The organism is Ferrovibrio sp. GW821-FHT12B10 (assembly GCF_058807515.1).
The window spans coordinates 33,177-49,501 of the sequence record NZ_JBXAQT010000002.1 but is presented as its reverse complement, the minus strand read 5'-3'; the positions used below and the strand labels follow the sequence as shown (position 1 = coordinate 49,501).

General features: G+C 64.1%; 13 protein-coding genes. 9 read left to right on the top strand and 4 right to left on the bottom strand.

Features of this window, described 5'->3' with window-relative positions; all coding sequences use genetic code 11:
• The first annotated feature begins 2 nt into the window (after window positions 1–2).
• Complete coding sequence (locus tag AC1RRT_RS17865) at window positions 3–533, top strand: PAS domain-containing protein (protein ID WP_493015236.1); 531 nt, start codon at window positions 3–5, stop codon at window positions 531–533.
• On the opposite strand, the gene mfd is transcribed toward AC1RRT_RS17865, so the two are convergent.
• On the bottom strand, window positions 530–4,069 hold the full coding sequence (mfd, locus tag AC1RRT_RS17860) for a transcription-repair coupling factor (RefSeq protein WP_493015235.1): 3,540 nt from the start codon (window positions 4,067–4,069) through the stop codon (window positions 530–532). The genes AC1RRT_RS17865 and mfd overlap by 4 nt on opposite strands.
• A 4-nt stretch (window positions 4,070–4,073) precedes the next feature.
• The gene (locus AC1RRT_RS17855) at window positions 4,074–4,340 is read right to left on the bottom strand and encodes an FAD assembly factor SdhE (protein ID WP_493015234.1); all 267 of its coding nucleotides are present in this window, start codon (window positions 4,338–4,340) and stop codon (window positions 4,074–4,076) included.
• Window positions 4,341–4,444: 104 nt separating this feature from the next.
• On the opposite strand from AC1RRT_RS17855, the gene recG reads away from it, so the two are divergent.
• The 8 genes from recG to AC1RRT_RS17815 all read left to right on the top strand — a co-directional run bounded on the left by recG (window position 4,445) and on the right by AC1RRT_RS17815 (window position 13,737).
• Window positions 4,445–6,556 carry an ATP-dependent DNA helicase RecG gene (gene recG / locus AC1RRT_RS17850; RefSeq protein WP_493015233.1) on the top strand — a complete coding sequence of 704 codons (2,112 nt, stop codon included), beginning with the start codon at window positions 4,445–4,447 and terminating at the stop codon, window positions 6,554–6,556.
• A gap of 265 nt (window positions 6,557–6,821) precedes the next feature.
• Window positions 6,822–7,358 (top strand): RNA polymerase sigma factor, encoded by a 537-nt coding sequence (locus AC1RRT_RS17845; protein ID WP_493015232.1) that lies wholly within the window; start codon window positions 6,822–6,824, stop codon window positions 7,356–7,358.
• A gap of 71 nt (window positions 7,359–7,429) precedes the next feature.
• A complete protein-coding gene (locus AC1RRT_RS17840; protein WP_493015231.1) occupies window positions 7,430–8,416 on the top strand; it encodes a FecR family protein in 987 nt (328 codons plus the stop codon).
• A 150-nt stretch (window positions 8,417–8,566) separates the two neighbouring features.
• Window positions 8,567–10,957, top strand: a complete 2,391-nt coding sequence (locus tag AC1RRT_RS17835; protein WP_493015230.1) for a TonB-dependent siderophore receptor — start codon at window positions 8,567–8,569, stop codon at window positions 10,955–10,957.
• A gap of 11 nt (window positions 10,958–10,968) precedes the next feature.
• Window positions 10,969–11,589: a DUF4198 domain-containing protein gene (locus AC1RRT_RS17830; RefSeq protein ID WP_493015229.1), complete on the top strand. Its 621-nt coding sequence runs from the start codon at window positions 10,969–10,971 to the stop codon at window positions 11,587–11,589.
• A 114-nt stretch (window positions 11,590–11,703) separates the two neighbouring features.
• Complete coding sequence (locus AC1RRT_RS17825; RefSeq protein ID WP_493015228.1) at window positions 11,704–11,895, top strand: hypothetical protein; 192 nt, start codon at window positions 11,704–11,706, stop codon at window positions 11,893–11,895.
• Between the two features lie 19 nt (window positions 11,896–11,914).
• Window positions 11,915–13,411 carry a PepSY-associated TM helix domain-containing protein gene (locus AC1RRT_RS17820; RefSeq protein WP_493015227.1) on the top strand — a complete coding sequence of 499 codons (1,497 nt, stop codon included), beginning with the start codon at window positions 11,915–11,917 and terminating at the stop codon, window positions 13,409–13,411.
• A complete protein-coding gene (locus AC1RRT_RS17815) occupies window positions 13,411–13,737 on the top strand; it encodes a DUF3325 domain-containing protein (protein WP_493015226.1) in 327 nt (108 codons plus the stop codon). Before AC1RRT_RS17820 ends, AC1RRT_RS17815 begins: the two co-directional genes overlap by 1 nt.
• Before the next feature lie 3 nt (window positions 13,738–13,740).
• Here AC1RRT_RS17815 and AC1RRT_RS17810 read toward each other — a convergent pair whose 3' ends face one another.
• Both AC1RRT_RS17810 and AC1RRT_RS17805 read right to left on the bottom strand, forming a co-directional pair.
• Window positions 13,741–15,969, bottom strand: a complete 2,229-nt coding sequence (locus AC1RRT_RS17810) for a methyl-accepting chemotaxis protein (RefSeq protein ID WP_493015225.1) — start codon at window positions 15,967–15,969, stop codon at window positions 13,741–13,743.
• 148 nt (window positions 15,970–16,117) lie between these two features.
• Complete coding sequence (locus tag AC1RRT_RS17805; protein ID WP_493015224.1) at window positions 16,118–16,321, bottom strand: DUF1737 domain-containing protein; 204 nt, start codon at window positions 16,319–16,321, stop codon at window positions 16,118–16,120.
• Window positions 16,322–16,325 lie beyond the last annotated feature (4 nt).

The following is a 16,325-nucleotide window of genomic DNA, read 5'->3' as shown; positions in this document are numbered from 1 at the left end:
CCATGAACGTTGAAAGCTCCACCACAATACCACAGGGGATGCCCAGCCTTGGTTTCGCCGCTGATGCAGACAGCGTGCAGGATTCCAATGTGCGGCAGTTCCTGCAGCTGTGGTTCGATACACGCGCCGCTGGCCAGATGCCCGGCAAGGAATTCCTCGATCCGCTGCGCCTGCGCTTCCTACTGGGATCGCTGTCCCTGCTCGAAGTGCATGCCGACCCCCTGCGCTTCCGCTATCGCCTGGTCGGCACGGATATTGTCGAACGCTTGGGCCATGAACTCACCGGCAAATGGCTTGATGAACACCCTGATCCTGCCTGGCGACCATTCCTGCTCAAGGGTGCCACGATGGTCCATCACGCCGCCATGCCGGTCTATGGCCATGTGAAGGCGCGCACCTTAGCCCAGGACTGGCTGCTGGAAGTGGTGGCTGTACCGCTGTTCGATTTGGATGGCAATGTCGCCTATATCGGCGCCGGCCAGAGCTTCCCGCCCTACAAGTCCGAACGCCCGCTCGGGCAACCCGCTTCCTAGGCGACTTTCTTCTTCGCCTTGCCCGCGATTTCGGCCAGCCGGGACGCGATATGCAGCACGCCTTTCAGGCGATCCTCCGGCTCGGGCCAGTCGTGCATCAGCACCACCTTGTGATCAGGCCGCAGCTTCGCCTTGCCGCGTTCAGACTGGATGAACATCACCAACCCGGCCGGATCGACGAAGGTATTGTCGCGGAAAGTCAGCGTGGCGCCCTTCGGGCCGGCCTCGATCTTCAGGATATTGGCGTCGTGGCAATGCTTCTTGATCGCCACGATATCGAGCAGATGATGAACCTCCTCGGGCAGCGGCCCGAACCGGTCGATCAGCTCTGCGGCAAAGCCATCGATATCGGCGCGATTCTCCAGATCGGCCACGCGACGATAGAGCTGCATGCGCAGGTTCAGGTCAGCGACATAGCTTTCCGGGATCAGCACGGCCGTACCGATCTGGATCTGCGGCGACCACTTCTCACCTGAGCCACTCTTCTCGCCGCGTGCCGTGGCGCGAGCAGCCACAATCGCCTCCTGCAGCATCTCCTGATACAGCTCGAAGCCAACCTCGCGGATATGCCCGGACTGCTCTTCCCCCAGCAGATTGCCGGCGCCGCGCAGGTCGAGATCGTGCGACGCGAGCGTGAAGCCCGCTCCCAGCGTGTCCAGGCTCTGCAGAACGCGGAGGCGCTGTTCGGCCGAGGTGTTGAGCAGCCGGCCGCCCTGGTAGGTGAAATAGGAATAGGCGCGCAGTTTCGAGCGACCGACGCGGCCACGCAACTGGTACATCTGCGCCAGGCCGAACAGGTCCGCGCGATAGACCACCAGCGTGTTGGCGGATGGAATATCGAGGCCGCTTTCCACAATATTGGTCGCCACCAGCACATCGTAACGCCGGTCGTAGAAGGCGTTCATCACATCGTCCAGTTCGGTCGGCGCCAGTTGGCCATGCGCCACCACGGCCTTCAGTTCCGGCACATGGTCACGAATGAAAGCCATTGCGGTATCGAGGAATTCGATGCGCGGACACACGAAGAAACTCTGCCCGCCACGGAAATGCTCGCGCAGCAGCGCCTCGCGGATCACCACAGGATCGAAAGGCGTGACAAATGTGCGCACCGCCAGGCGGTCGACCGGCGGCGTAGCGATCAGGCTGAGCTCGCGCACGCCAGACAGCGCCAGCTGCAGCGTGCGCGGGATCGGCGTTGCCGACATGGTCAGCACGTGCACCTCGGCCTTGAGCTGCTTCAGGCGCTCCTTGTGCTTGACGCCAAAATGCTGCTCCTCATCGATGATCAGCAGGCCCAGACGTTTGAAGTCGATGCTCTTGGACAGCAGTGCATGCGTGCCGATCACGATATCGACCGTACCATCGGTCAGGCCCTTCTTGGTCTCCGCCGCCGACTTGGCCGTGACCATGCGCGACAGTTGCTCGATACGCAGCGGCAAGCCGCGGAAGCGCTGGAAGAAGGTGCGGTAATGCTGACGACAGAGCAGCGTGGTCGGACAGATCAGCGCCACCTGCTGGCCCGACATGGCGGCGGCGAAGGCCGCACGGATCGCCACTTCCGTCTTTCCGAAGCCGACATCGCCGCAGATCAGACGATCCATCGGCTTGCCGCTGGCCAGATCATCCAGGACCTCACCGATGGCGCGATCCTGGTCCTCGGTTTCCTCATAGGGGAAGCGCGCGCAGAATTCCTCGTAAAGCCCGTCCGGCGGCAGCACCCGCTCGCCCTGCCGCAATTCACGCTCGGCAGCCACCTTCATAAGCTCGCCGGCCATGTCCTTCAGGCGCTGCTTCATGCGCGCCTTGCGGTTCTGCCAGCCGACGCCGCCCAGCTTGTCGAGCGTCACTTCCGCGTCGGGCGAGCCATAGCGCGATAGCATCTCGATATTCTCGACCGGCAGATACAGCCGGTCGCCGCCATCGTAATGCAGCAGCAGGCAGTCATGCGGTGCGCCAGCCACGTCCAGCGTCACCAGATCTTTGTACTGGCCGATGCCGTGGTCGATGTGCACGACAAAATCGCCGGGCTGCAGCGCGCTGGCTTCGGCGATGAAATTCTCGGCCCGGCGCTTCTTCTGCCGCGGCCGCACCAGACGGTCGCCCAGGATGTCCTGTTCGGCGACAACGCAGATATCTTTCGCTTCGAAGCCATGCTCCAGCGGCAGCACGGCAATGGCCGGCACGCTGCGGGCCAGACCTTCGATCTCGCTCGCCTGTTCGATCGGCTGCGGCGCCGGCAGCCCATGGTCCTTGAGCACCAGCGCCAGACGGTCGCGCGCACCGATGGAGAATGTGGCGAACAGCACGCGTTTACCCGCTGTCACCTGCTTGGCCAGATGGCCGCCCAGCGCGTCATAGACGCTGACGACCGCGGCCTTTTTCTCGGCGGCCTGCGCCGCCTGCGTGCGTTCTGGCGCGAAGTCGCGACCCGGCCGGCCGCCCAGATCGACCACGCTCACATCAGGGCCGCCAACGGCATCGAAGGGATACAACATGCCGACGGCACGGCGTTCCAATCGCGCCGTCCATTCGCCGGCGGTCAGGTACAGCCTGTCGGGCGGCAGCGGCTTGTAGGGCGCACCGCCCTCTTCCAACCCGCGCTTCATCGCGGCGCGACGAGCGTCGTAATGATCGGCAATCGCCTTAAAACGTTCGTCCACCGCATCGCCGGCCAGGTGATCCAGCAACACGGTCGCCTGCGGTACGTAATCAAAGACCGTACCCAACTGTTCAAAGAACAGCGGCAACCAATGCTCCATGCCGATCTGCCGACGGCCAGCCGACACCGCTTCATACAGCGGGTCCTCCTTGGTCACCGTGCCGAACAACTCGCGATAGCCACCGCGGAAGCGCGCGATGGACTCGGGATCGAGCGGCACTTCACTCATCGCGGTCAGCGACAGGGCGCTCACCGTGTCAATGGTACGCTGATTGGCCGGATCAAAGCGGCGGATGTTCTCAACCTCGTCGCCGAAGAAGTCCAGGCGATACGGCGCATCGCTGCCCGGCGGAAACAGGTCGACCAGGCCGCCGCGCACGGCATACTCGCCGGACTCATTCACAGTGGAAACGCGGCTATAGCCGTTGCGGCTTAAATATTCGATCAGGCTTTCCGGCCTGATGCGGCTGCCCTTGGCGGCTTGGAAGCCCGTGCCAGCGAACCAGTCTGGCTGCGGCAGACGCTGCAACGCCGCGTTCACCGTGGTCAGCATCAGCCAGGGCAGATCGGGACGTTCGCCTGCCAGCCGGTTGAGCGTGTCCATGCGCCGCGCAGCGATCTCGGCATTGGGTGACACGCGGTCATAGGGCTGGCAGTCCCAGGCCGGCAACACCAGCACCGGGAGATCGGGGGCAAAGAATTTCAGCGCCGCTTCCAGGGTCGCCATGCGCGCGTCGTCACGGCAGACATGCAGCACGCCCTGCCCCTTCTGTCGCGCGGCAAGCGCGATCAGCAGGCGCGCGTCCTGCCCCTCCGGCACGCCGGCCAAGGCCCAGCGGCCTTTGCGACTCAGGATATCTGGAAGCACGAAACTCATCGGTTCAAAGCGGCAGCTTGTAGGCTTTCAGCAGCTTCATCACGCCGGTATCCAGATGCTTGGGCACCGGATCGCGGCCAATGGCCCAGGCATAGATCTGGGGATCATCGTAATTCTCCAGCAGGGCTTCGTACTGGTCGAGCTCGACCTCGGTGAAGGTCGGCAGGTGCCGGCGCGCGAAGCTGCCCAGCAGGATGTCGACTTCCTTCATGCCGGTATAGAGGCTGCGGTGCAGCAGACGCTTGCGGCGGATTTCGATATCCTCGGCCATGACCTGCCCTAGTTGAGCCCCTGTGGGGGTGTTTCCGGAACGTGGGCAGGATATAGTACGCGAAGCTGTAGATTCTCAAGGTTTCCCAAGAAATTTCCCGCCCCATGCGCCCGGAATCGCTGTTTCCCGCCTTCGCGCCGATCACCAGCCTGAAAGGCTGTGGCCCGAAGCTCGCCCCGCTGGTGGAAAAGCTGGTCGGTGGCGGCCGCGTGGCGGATCTGTGGTGGCACCTGCCCAGCGGCCTGATCGACCGACGCTATCGTCCCTCCATTGCCGAGGCCGAGCCCGGCCGCATCGCCACGATACGCCTGACCATCGACAAGCACCTGCCGCCGCGCACGCCGCGCCTGCCCTACAAGGTGGTCGGCCATGACGGCAGCGGCCGGTTGACGCTGGTCTTCTTCAACGGCCGTGAAGACTTCCTCAAGCGTAGCCTGCCCGAGGGCGAGACGCGCGTGGTCAGCGGCACGATCGAACTGTTCGATGGCCAGGTGCAAATGACGCATCCCGACCGCTTTGGCACCGAAGAGGAACTCGAGCAGATGGCCGCCGTCGAGCCGGTCTATCCGCTCACCGCCGGCGTGATGCCGCGCACGCTGGGCAAGATCATCGACGGCGCGCTGGCCCGCGTAATGGACCTGCCCGAATGGCTCGATCCTGCCTATCAGAAACGCGAAGGCTGGCCGGCCTGGCGCGAGGCGCTGCTGACCGCGCATCGCCCCGAAGGCGCCGATGACCTGGAGCCTTTCACCAAGGCGCGACAGCGGTTGGCGTTTGATGAGCTGCTGTCCAACCAGCTGGCGCTGCTGCTGATCCGGCGGCGGCTGAAGCGACTGTCGGGCCGGCCGCTGATTGGCGACGGCTCCTTGCGCGACAAACTCGAAAAGCTGTTGCCCTGGCCGCTGACCAATGCGCAGAAGCTGGCCAATGCCGAGATCGCCGGCGACATGGCGTCGGGGAAGCGCATGCTGCGGCTGCTCCAGGGCGATGTCGGCAGTGGCAAGACCATGGTGGCGCTGAATGCCATGCTGCTGGCCGTCGAGGCCAAGGCACAGGCCGCGCTGATGGCACCGACAGAAATCCTGGCCCGCCAGCATGCCGAGACGCTGCGGCCCTACGCGGAACAACTCGGCCTGACACTGGCGCTGCTGACCGGACGCGATAAAGGCAAGCCACGCACGGCTTTGCTGGAGAAACTGGCCAGCGGCGAGATCAATATCCTGATCGGCACGCATGCGCTGTTCCAGGATGATGTGGTGTTCAACGATCTGGCCTTGGCCGTAATTGATGAGCAGCACCGCTTCGGCGTCAGCCAGCGCCTGGGCCTGGCCGCGAAAGGCCAGCGCGACAAGGGCGGCGTCGATGTGCTGGTGATGACGGCGACGCCAATCCCGCGCACGCTGTCGCTGACAGCCTATGGCGACATGGACATCTCGCTGCTGACCGAGAAGCCGCCGGGCCGCACGCCGGTCGATACCCGCACCATCGCCGCCGACCGTTACCAGGATGTGGTCGCCGCCGCGAAAAGGAAAATCGCCGCCGGCGAGCGCGTCTACTGGGTCTGCCCGCTGGTCGAGGAAAACGAGCAGCTCGATCTTGCCGCCGCGGCCGAGCGTCACTCGGCGCTGAAGCTGGCCCTGGAGCCCGAACTTGGCGAGGGCAGCATCGGACTCGTTCATGGTAAAATGAGCCCTGCAGAGAAAGATGCGGCGATGGAGGCTTTTGCCGCCGGCCGCTCCAAGCTGCTGGTCGCCACCACGGTCATCGAGGTTGGCGTCGACGTGCCCGAGGCCACCCTGATCATCATCGAACATGCCGAGCGCTTCGGCCTGGCCCAGCTGCACCAGCTGCGTGGTCGTGTCGGACGCGGCGGCAAGCCCGGCGCCTGCCTGCTGGTCTATTCCGGCCCGTTGGGCGAGACCGCCAAGGCGCGGCTCAAGATCATTCGCGAGACCGATGATGGCTTCCGTATTGCCGAGGAAGACTTAAGGCTGCGGGGCGCCGGCGAAGTGCTGGGCACCCGTCAGAGCGGCCTGCCCGAGTTCCGTGTCGCCGACCTGGCCGCCCATGGCGACCTGCTGGCGGCTGCACGCGACGACGCCAAACTGATCCTGGAACGCGACCCGAAACTGGCCAGCGACCGCGGCAAGGCGCTGCTGACCCTGCTCTATCTGTTCGAGCGCGATGCCGCGATCCAGTATCTGCAGTCGGGCTGATCGCGGCGCATTCGTTTGAGTTCGTTTGGCTTCGTTCTCGTTCGTTTGGCTTCGTTTGCGTTCGTTTCGGTTCATTCCGGTTCGGTTGAGTTCGTTCCGGTTCGCCCGGACAGAAGCCTGTCAATCCAATCAGCGGGCCAATAGGTACATATGGGAAACATTTTCGCGCAGGCAAGTGCGGACATCTGCATACGCAGCTAGGCTCAGTAATTGCGACTTATTCGCATTATTGATAAGATCGGCCATCCTCCTTTACCGGTCCGACGTGCTTACCCTCGACATCGATCTGCTGTTCCGCCGCCACGGCCGAGACCTGCTGCGCTTCCTGCGTCGCCGGATCACCCCCGCGCAAGCCGAAGACGTGGCCCAGGAAGCCTTCGTGCGGCTGATGCGCCAGCCGGCCAATACCGATATCCGCGACCCACGCGCCGTGCTGTTCACCACGGCGGCCAACCTCGCCCGCGACATCGCGCGCCATGAACGCGTGGCCCGCGTCGTCGACGATCCGGCTGCGGTCCTGTCGGTCATCGTCGATCCTGCGCCCAGCGCCGAGACCGTGCTTGCCGATCGTGAAGACCTGGCCCGCGCCATTGCCATTCTAAACACCCTGCCCGAACGCACGCGTATCGCCTTCGAGATGCACCGCCTCGGCGGCCTGAGCCAGCCCGAGATCGCCCGCCGCATGGGCGTGTCGACCACCCTGGTCTGGCGCATGATCCACGAGGCTTATGCACGCCTGCGCCCGGCGCTGGATGCAGCCGCAGCCGAGCCCGGTGAAAATAAAAGTGATAACGGAGTATAATTTTGCCGTTTCCAAACGTCCTATAGGCGAGACCTTCACAACGATCCCGCCTTGACCACCCGCCAGACGCAATGACCGCCCAGGACCAGCATCCGACCAATCCGCGCGACGACGCCCTCTGGCGTACCGCGATGGAATACGTGCTGGCCATCCACGCCCAGCCATCGGTTCCGCTCGGCACGCCGATGGTGCGTGCCCAGGCCGACGCCTGGTGTGCCGCCGATCCACGCCATGCCGCGCTGTTCCGGGAAGCCGAACGTCTATGGCAACTGAGCGGCGCGCTTCCTGCCCGTCGCCATGCCTGGCCAGCGACCGTTGCCTCTGCCGATGACCGCCGAGGGTTGTCGCGTCGCCAGATCGTCGCCGGCGGCGGGGCCGCAGTGGCGGCCGGCCTGACCGGTCTTGCCCTGCTGCCGGCGATGCAGCAATGGCTGAGCGGCGACCACGTCACCAGCACGGCGGAAATTCTGAGTATCGATCTGCCCGACGGGAACCGCATCACGCTTGGCCCGCGCACGGCGCTGCGCGCAACGAAGGAAAACCTGCACAGCCTCGAACTGCTGCAGGGCTTTGCCGTCTTCGAACTGCTGACTGCCGGCAAACCCTACACAGTGCGCGCCGGCGGCATCAAGGCCAGCACGCCGGCGGGACGATTTGAACTGCGCAGCGATGACGCCGATGCCTTTGTCGCAGTCGAACAAGGATCCGTGGAGATCAGAACAACCGGCATGGCCGGCGACAGGATGCTGCAGGCCGGCGACTGGCTGTCGCTGCATGGCCTGCAGACCGATGTTGGCCAGGGTGAGCCGCGTCGCGTCGGTCAGTGGCGCGACGGGATCCTGACAGTGGAACGGCGGCCGGTTCGTGTCGTGGCCGCTGAAATCGCGCGCTGGCATCGCGGCCGCGTCATGGTGCTGGACCAGACGCTGGGCGAACGCCCGGTGAGCGGCGTCTTCGACCTGACGCAACCCGAGGCAGCGCTACGCGCCATGCTGCAACCTTTCGGCGGGCGCGTCCGCACCGTCACGCCCTGGCTGGCCCTGCTCGATATGGTCTGAAATCCGGATCTGAGCGGCGTCCCCAAAGTTTTTTCATCTTCCCTGTTAAAGCCCGAACCTCTCGCCCGTCCTTGAGGGTGCAAATGCGTCGCAAAAACCAACGCGGCGCGGATCAGAAACCGTTTGCACCAAGGCCTTGGGGGCGAGTTCATGTCGAAAATCCATTCCTGCACCGGCGGCATGCTGGCCATTCTGCTGGCCAGCACTGCGCTCTGCGACATCATTGTCCAGCCGGCCGTCGCCCAGGTGGCGCCTGCCACCATCGCCTTTGAGATTCCTGCCGGCTCTCTCGCTTCGGCGCTCGCCGTCCTCGGTCGGCAGGCCCGTCTGCAGCTCGCTTATGACCCCGCCATCGTCGGCAGCAAGACCTCCGCCGGCCTGCGTGGCAGCTTCACGCCCGACCAGGCCCTACAGCGCCTGCTGGACGGCAGCGGCCTGATGCACCGCTTCACTGACGCAAATACCGTTACGCTGGTCGAGATGCCCCGCTCCGGCTCCGCCGATGTCCTGCCCGCCATTGCGGTGGAAGGCATTCGCGGCACCAACGATATCGCCCGCACCGAAGGGTCGCGCTCCTACACCGCCGATGTTGCGACTGTTGGCGGCAAAGGCGCGACGGCCATCCGCGACGTGCCGCAATCGGTCTCGGTGGTGACACGGCAGCGCATGGATGACCAGAACATCACCACGCTGGACGGTGCGATGAAGCAGACCACCGGCATGAGCGTCACACGATTTGATGGCGCGGGAAATTTCAACACCATCCAGGCGCGCGGCTTTGACGTGGACAACGTGATGCTGGATGGCGTGAACATGTCGACCAGTGGGAACCTCGCCACCGGCATGGATACTTCGATGTATGACCGCATTGAAGTGCTGCGCGGACCGGCCGGCCTGTTCCAGGGATCGGGCGAACCGTCCGGCGTCGTCAACATGGTGCGCAAACGCGCCCTGCCCGACCTTTCCTATGGCGGCGGCTTCACCGTCGGCTCCTGGGAGACCTATCGCTCTGAAGCTGATGTCACCAGCAAACTCATTGAAAACGGCCGGGTGCGTGCCCGGGCCGTGGCGGTGAATGACGAGCGGGATTCTTTTGTGGATCAGCTGACCTCACACAAGAAATTCCTGTACGGAACAATCGAAGTCGATCTGACACCTGACACAACCTTCTCTTTTGGCGGCACCAATCAGGAGGTTGACTCGGTACTTGATCAAGGCCTGCCCTCCTTCTCCGATGGCAGCCTACCGCGCGTCAGGCGTTCGACCTTCATCGGCGCGAACTGGAATCAGCTCGATACCCAGACGAAGGATATCTTTGCCGACGTGGAGCATCGCTTCAGCAATGGCGGCAGCGCCAAAATCAGCATGCACCACTTTGATCGCGCGATGCTTTACAACGGCTATCGCGCCAACGGAACCATCAATCTAACCACCGGCGCGCTGAATATGGCGCCGGCGAAATACGATCTGAGCCGTCAGGACCTGTCACTGGACGCCTATGCCACCACGCCCGTCGAGATGTGGGGCCTGACCCATACCGTCACAGTTGGCACTGACTATCGTCAGTACCAGAACCGTGGCCTGTCGGGCACTGGCACCAATATCGTCACCAATATCTACAATCCGATTCACAATGTTCCCGTCATTGACGTCGCCATGACGTCACAGACGCTGACTGACCAAGAGCAATTCGGCACCTATGGTCAGTTGCGAATCAAACCTCTTAGCTGGGCCACGCTGATCGGCGGCGCACGCGTCAGCCACTACAACACTCAGGGCTACAACCTGGTGAATGGCCGGCAAACCTCAAGCGACTCCATGAGCGGTAAGGTCACGCCCTATGCCGGCGCGATCGCCGATCTGAACGATAAGGTTTCGGTCTACGCTTCCTATGCCGAGATATTCAGCCCCCAGACGCAGTCGACAGTCAGCGGTTCAGTCGTAGGTCCGCGCACGGGCGAACAATATGAAACCGGCGTGAAGGGCACTTTTGCGGATGGCAAAGCCAACACCCATTTCGCCCTGTTCCAGATCAATGACAACAACCGTGCCATCACCGATCCGACAAATAACCTGTTCTCGATCGCCGGTGGCGAGATCGAAAGCCGTGGCGCCGAAGCCGAGATCAGCGGGTCGCCCATGCCGGGCCTCGATCTGCTCGCCGGGTATTCCTATGTCATCAGCGAGTTCCTGAATCGTGCGGCCATCCAGGCGCAGGCCACACATACGCCGAAGCACACCCTCGACCTCTGGGCCAAATACACCTTCCAGGAGCCGGTGCTGAAGGGCTGGTTTGCCGGCGCCGGCCTGCGTGCGGTCAGCGAATATTATGCGGACAGCAGCAACCTCCGTTTCCAAGAGGATGGGCATGCCGTGGTGAATGCCGTCATCGGTTATCAGATCACCGAGAACATCATCACGGCCCTCACCGTTACCAATCTACTGGACAAGGAATACTTTGAAAAAGTTAGCGGTCCGGGCCGGCAGAACTTCTATGGCGAACCGCGCACCGCGATGCTGGCTATCAAGGCAAAATGGTAAGGAGAATGATAATGCGTGTCCTGCTCTCGATGCTGCTCCTGCTTGCCTGTTCTCTTCCCGCCCAGGCCCATCAGGTCTGGGCCGAATGGGCCGGCGGACCGGAAGCGAAAGCCTATTTCGGCGAATGGGAAGACGACCTGAAGGAAGGCCGCGACTTTCTCGCCAAATACGCTGCCGACCCGCAGGCGATCACACCCAACGCACCGCCAAAGCCGGCGACGCTGAATGACGGCTTCTTCACCTTCCCGGTCGCGCCCGGCACCGATGCCCGCCTGACCGCCACCTATGTCAGTGATCGCGGCGCGGCCTCGATGTTCCATGCCCGCGCGGGCCGCAGCGAGACACGTGGCGCCTTGGCGCTCGAACTGGTGCCGATATCCGCCAATGGCAACACCTTCACGCTGCTGCTGAATGGCCAGCCGGCACAGAAAGCCAAAGTGGTGGTGATCGGCCCGCCGCGCTGGACCAAGCATCTGACCACCGATGCCAATGGCCAGATCACCATCCAGACGCCTTGGCCCGGTCAGTATGTGCTGGAAGCGATCGTCGAGGACAACACGGCCGGCAACTGGAACGGCAAGGCCTACAGCAAGCTGCGCCATGTCAGCACCCTGTCCTTCGTCACCCCGTAAGGAGCGCTTCCCATCGCGATCGCGAGACTGCATATACCGGCCAGCCTGCGGCACGGCCTAGGGATAGCCCAGCGCATCATAGCCGCCGTCTTCGGTGGTTATGGCGTTGCCCATTTGGCGTCCATCGGCCTGTCGCGCACCTTGCCGCTGGAGCGCGCCGAAGCGCTGCAGGCCGCCACAATGTCGGCTTTCCTGCTTTATGCCGGCGTGGGCATCTGGGCCTTTTCGCCAATCAGCCTGTTGCGCATGTGGGGCGGTCTGGTGCTGACGGCCGCGCCGCTGGCAGCGCTGTGCTGGCTCGTCTGAGGTCAGGAGGACGGAGCGCGTGAAGGACGGTTTCCGCCAATCTATGGCATGGCTGCATACCTGGGCCGGGCTCATCCTGGGTTGGCTGCTGTTTGCCATGTTCCTGACTGGCACGGCCAGTTATTTCCGACCCGAGATGTCGACCTGGATGCAGCCGGAACTGCCGGTATCGACGGTTTCCAATGTCGTGGCGGCCGAGAATGCCGTGCGCACATTGCAGCTGCTTGCCGGCAATGCGCCGCGCTGGTTCATCTCGCTGCCCGATGCGCGCGACACCGCGCTGCGCATCAGTTGGCCAGAAGGCCGCAGCTTCCAGAGCCGTGTGCTCGATCCGGCAACCGGCGAACCGGTGACCGCGCGCGCCACCCATGCCGGCCAGTTCTTCTACCGCTTCCATTTCGAACTGCACATGCCGCGCCCCTTCGGGCGCTGGCTCGCCGGCTTCGCCGCCATGGTGATGTTTGTCACCATCATCAGCGGCATCATCACCCATCGGCGCATCTTCGCAGACTTCTTCACCTTCAGGCCGCGCAAGGCAGCCCAACGTTCCTGGCTCGACGGCCACAACATGCTGGCCGTGCTGGCGTTGCCGTATCACCTGATCATCACCTATACCGGTCTGATCACGCTGATGTTCACCTACCTGCCCTTCGGTGTCGCCTCAGTCTATGCCGACCGCCAGGCCTTCAGCGCAGAAGTCTTCGGTGTTGCGCCAGTGGCGGCGCGGCCTGCTGGCCAGATCGCCGCACTGGCGCCGGTCGGGCCGATGCTGGCCACGGCGATCGAACGCTGGCCCGAGACGCCGCCGGAGCAGATATCCATCAGCTTCCCCAATGATGCCCATGCCTCAATCGAGATATCGAGCTTCGATGGCCAGCGCATCCATCATGACCGGCGCGGCATGCAGTTCAACGGCATCAGTGGCGCGATGGTGACCGAGATGAGTCCGGACAAGCCGGTCTCGCAAACCCGCCAGGTACTGTACGGGCTGCATCTTGGTCGCTTCGGCGGTTACGACATGCGGGCGCTGTTTTTCCTCTGCGGCATGATGGGCACGGCGATGGTGGGCAGCGGCCTGGTGCTCTGGGCGGTGAAACGCCGCGAGCGCGCCGAGACAAAGGCCGCGCGCTTCGGCGTCACCCTGGTCGAGCGGCTGAATGTCGCTGTCATTCTCGGCCTGCCGATTGCCATGGCCGGCTACCTGCTGTCCAACCGCCTGTTGCCGCTCGGCATCGCCGGCCGCGCCGACAAGGAGGCGCTGGCCTTCTTCCTGGTCTGGATCGCCGCCGCGCTTTACGCCTTCATTCGACGCCCGGCGCAGGGCTGGGCCGACCTGCTGCTCGCCGCAGCCATCATCAGCGCCGCCACGCCGTTGGCCGGCTGGATCACCGTGGGCCTGCAGCATGCCGGTTTCGATGCCGGACTTCTCGCTACAGCGCTCGGCTTCCTGCTGGTCTGGCGGAAAGTCGTGCGTCGCCGCGCGGGTGCAACACTGCCGGCAAAGGCTGTCGCGTGATGATGGTGCTGTCAGCCGCGCTGATCTTCTGCGGCGCGCTGCTTCTGTGCATCGCCATGGACCGCCATCAGGGTCCGGTGCTGATGGCGCGGCTCAAGCCCGGCACGGTCCGCCTGCTGCGCTTCCTCGCCACGCTGCTGCTAGCCGCCGCCTATCCGGTCGCGGCTGCTGCAAAGGGCTGGAGCATCGGTGCGGTCGCCTGGATGCTGCTCTGCGCCGCGACGATTCTGGTACTGGTTCTGCTGCTGAGCTATGTGCCGCGCTGGCTGCCCCGGCTTGGGCTGATCGCCGCTCTGATCGGTGGCCTGTTCGCGCTGCTGCTGTAGCGCCTACTCCGCGGCAAGCGCCAGCTTCGGCGCCGGCGCGAGGCGGAAGAAGCCGACCAGCTCCGCCAGTTCCCGCGCCTGGTTGCTGAGCGCCCGCGCCGAGGCATGAGTTTCTTCGACCAGAGCCGCATTACGCTGGGTCAGGTCGTCCATGCCGGCGATCGCGTCGTTGATCTGGTCCAGGCCGCGCGCCTGCTCGGCCGAGGCGCCGGCGATCTCGGTGACGATGCCTGAGACCTGGCGGATCGACTGCACGATGTCGCCCAGACTGGCACCAGCCTCATGGGCAAGATTGGCGCCAGTCCGGACTTCAGCATTGGAAGATGCAATCAGTGCCTTGGTCTCTTTCGAGGCATTGGCCGAACGCTGCGCCAGCGCGCGCACCTCCTGCGCCACAACGGCAAAGCCCTTGCCCGCCTCGCCTGCCCGCGCCGCTTCCACAGCGGCATTCAACGCCAGCAGGTTGGTCTGGAAGGCGATCTCGTCGATCAGGCCCATGATGTCGGAAATCTTGCGCGCGCCCGCCTCAATGCGGGCCATGGCCTCGACCACCTGCGCCACGACATCGCCGCCGCGCTCGGCATTGCCGCGCGCGGCTGCCGCCAGGCGATCGGCATCCTGGGCATTCTCGGCATTCTGCTTCACGGTTGCCGTCACCTGATGCATCGATGCCGCGGTCTCCTCCAGGCTGGCGGCCTGGCTTTCGGTGCGATGGGCCAGATCCTCGGCGCCGGCGGTGATCTCGCCCGAGGCATCGCGCACCGCATGGGTGGAGCTGCCCAGCCGCTGCGCGAATTCGGTCATGCGCCCGGCCAAGCCGTTGGCCGTGGTCTTCAGGTCAGCGAAGACCCCGGCATACTGGCCGTCCATCCGGTGCGACACATCGCCATCGGCCAGCGCATGCAGCATGTCCGACAATTCGCCGATCACGGCTTCCAGGGTGTCGGATAGCTGGTTGATACTGCGCGTCACCTCGCGGAAGTCGCCGTCCTTGCCCTCCAGTTCCAGGCGCTGGGTCAGGTCGCCCTGGGACACCGCGCGCGACAGCGCCGCGATCTCGGCTGCCATGGCTGCCTCGCGCTGATGCCGCGCCTGCTGCTCGGCCATGTGGGCGCGTTCGCGCCGCTGTTCCTCGGCCGCCATGCTGCGCCGGTCGGTTTCGCGCCTCCGGAAGACCTCATAGGCGCGCGCCATGGCGCCGATCTCGTCCTGTCGCACCGCATCGGGGCTGGCAATCTCGAGATTGCCCTCGGCAAGCCCGTTCATCGCCCCGGTCATGCGGTGGATCGGCTGCAGGATGCCACGCGCCACGACGATGCTGGCGATCAGGATCGCCAGAACCATGGCGGCCGTGATCCCAGCCGATATCAGGATGATGCGACTGCGGGTCGCGTCGGCACGCCGGCGCTCGGCCGCCTCGGTCGCGGCCGCGTGCTCGACCAGGGCAGCCAGTTGCGGCGCCAGCGTATCGCGGATGCGGCGGGCCTCGACTTCGGCGCCGCGCAACGCCTCGCTCGCCACGCCATAGTCCTTTGCCGCCGCCAGATAGGCCGTCAGCAGGCTCCGCACCTCGTCCTTCACCGTGTCGAAGAATGGCGCCATCTTCAGCGTCGAGGCGAATTCACCCGCCGCCTTGTCCAGATCTGCCTCGAAGGCCTGCCGGTCGCCACTCAGCGCGTAAGCGACCTCGAAGCCACGCATCTGCAGCATGGTGATGGTAAGCTGATTGGCGATATCGAAGGTCATGCCCATCGCTTTGCCGCGAATATCCTCCAGCTTGTCTTGGAAAGCGCGGCCGGCCTGCAGCAGCGCGCCGCGCCGGCCGCTGTCGTTATCGAAACCGATGGCCTGCCGCGTCTCAATCAGGCGCCGGTAAATGTCCGGCAACGGCGCCGTCTCCTGCTCCAGGATGGCAAAGCGCTGTGCGATCTCGCCATTGCTGGTCTGGCGCGCCTGCGTCAACGTCGCGGCGATCGCACTGCCTTCCTCGACCAGCAAACCAGCCAGTGATGCATCCTGACCGCCGACCAGACGCTCGACCAACTGCTGCAGCGCGATGAAGCGCTTATCCAACCGCTCGGCCGTCAGTTGCAAGGTGGTGGCGTCCCGCACCTGCTGCTCGACCTCGGCAACCGCCATGCGCTCATAGAAGGACGCCGCGATGGTGACCGCGACAGCGAGAACGGCACCCAGGATGATGACGCCGATTCGATGACGGATAGAGATACGCATAAGCTGACCCGAGGCATGTATTTTTTATGGCGTCAGCCTTACAGGAGCCAAATGACAGCCGGGTGACATCTGCAAGATTTGTCGAGATGCCTTCATGAAAAAAGCCCGCATGATAGCGGGCTTTCTCAACGGTTGAACTAAATGTGATCTATTGCTCGGACAGCTTGAGCTCCGGCGTGTAGTCGCCCGGCTTGTCCTTGATGATGGCCTGACCGGCGATCACCTGCCTGCGTTCGGCATCATAGGTCAACGTCGGCCCGCCATGCAGTTCCCAGCCATTGTTCAGCGCGGCGGTGATGCGATGGCAAAAGGCGGCGTCATCCTTGCCGGTGAGATAGCGATAGAGCTTCATGATG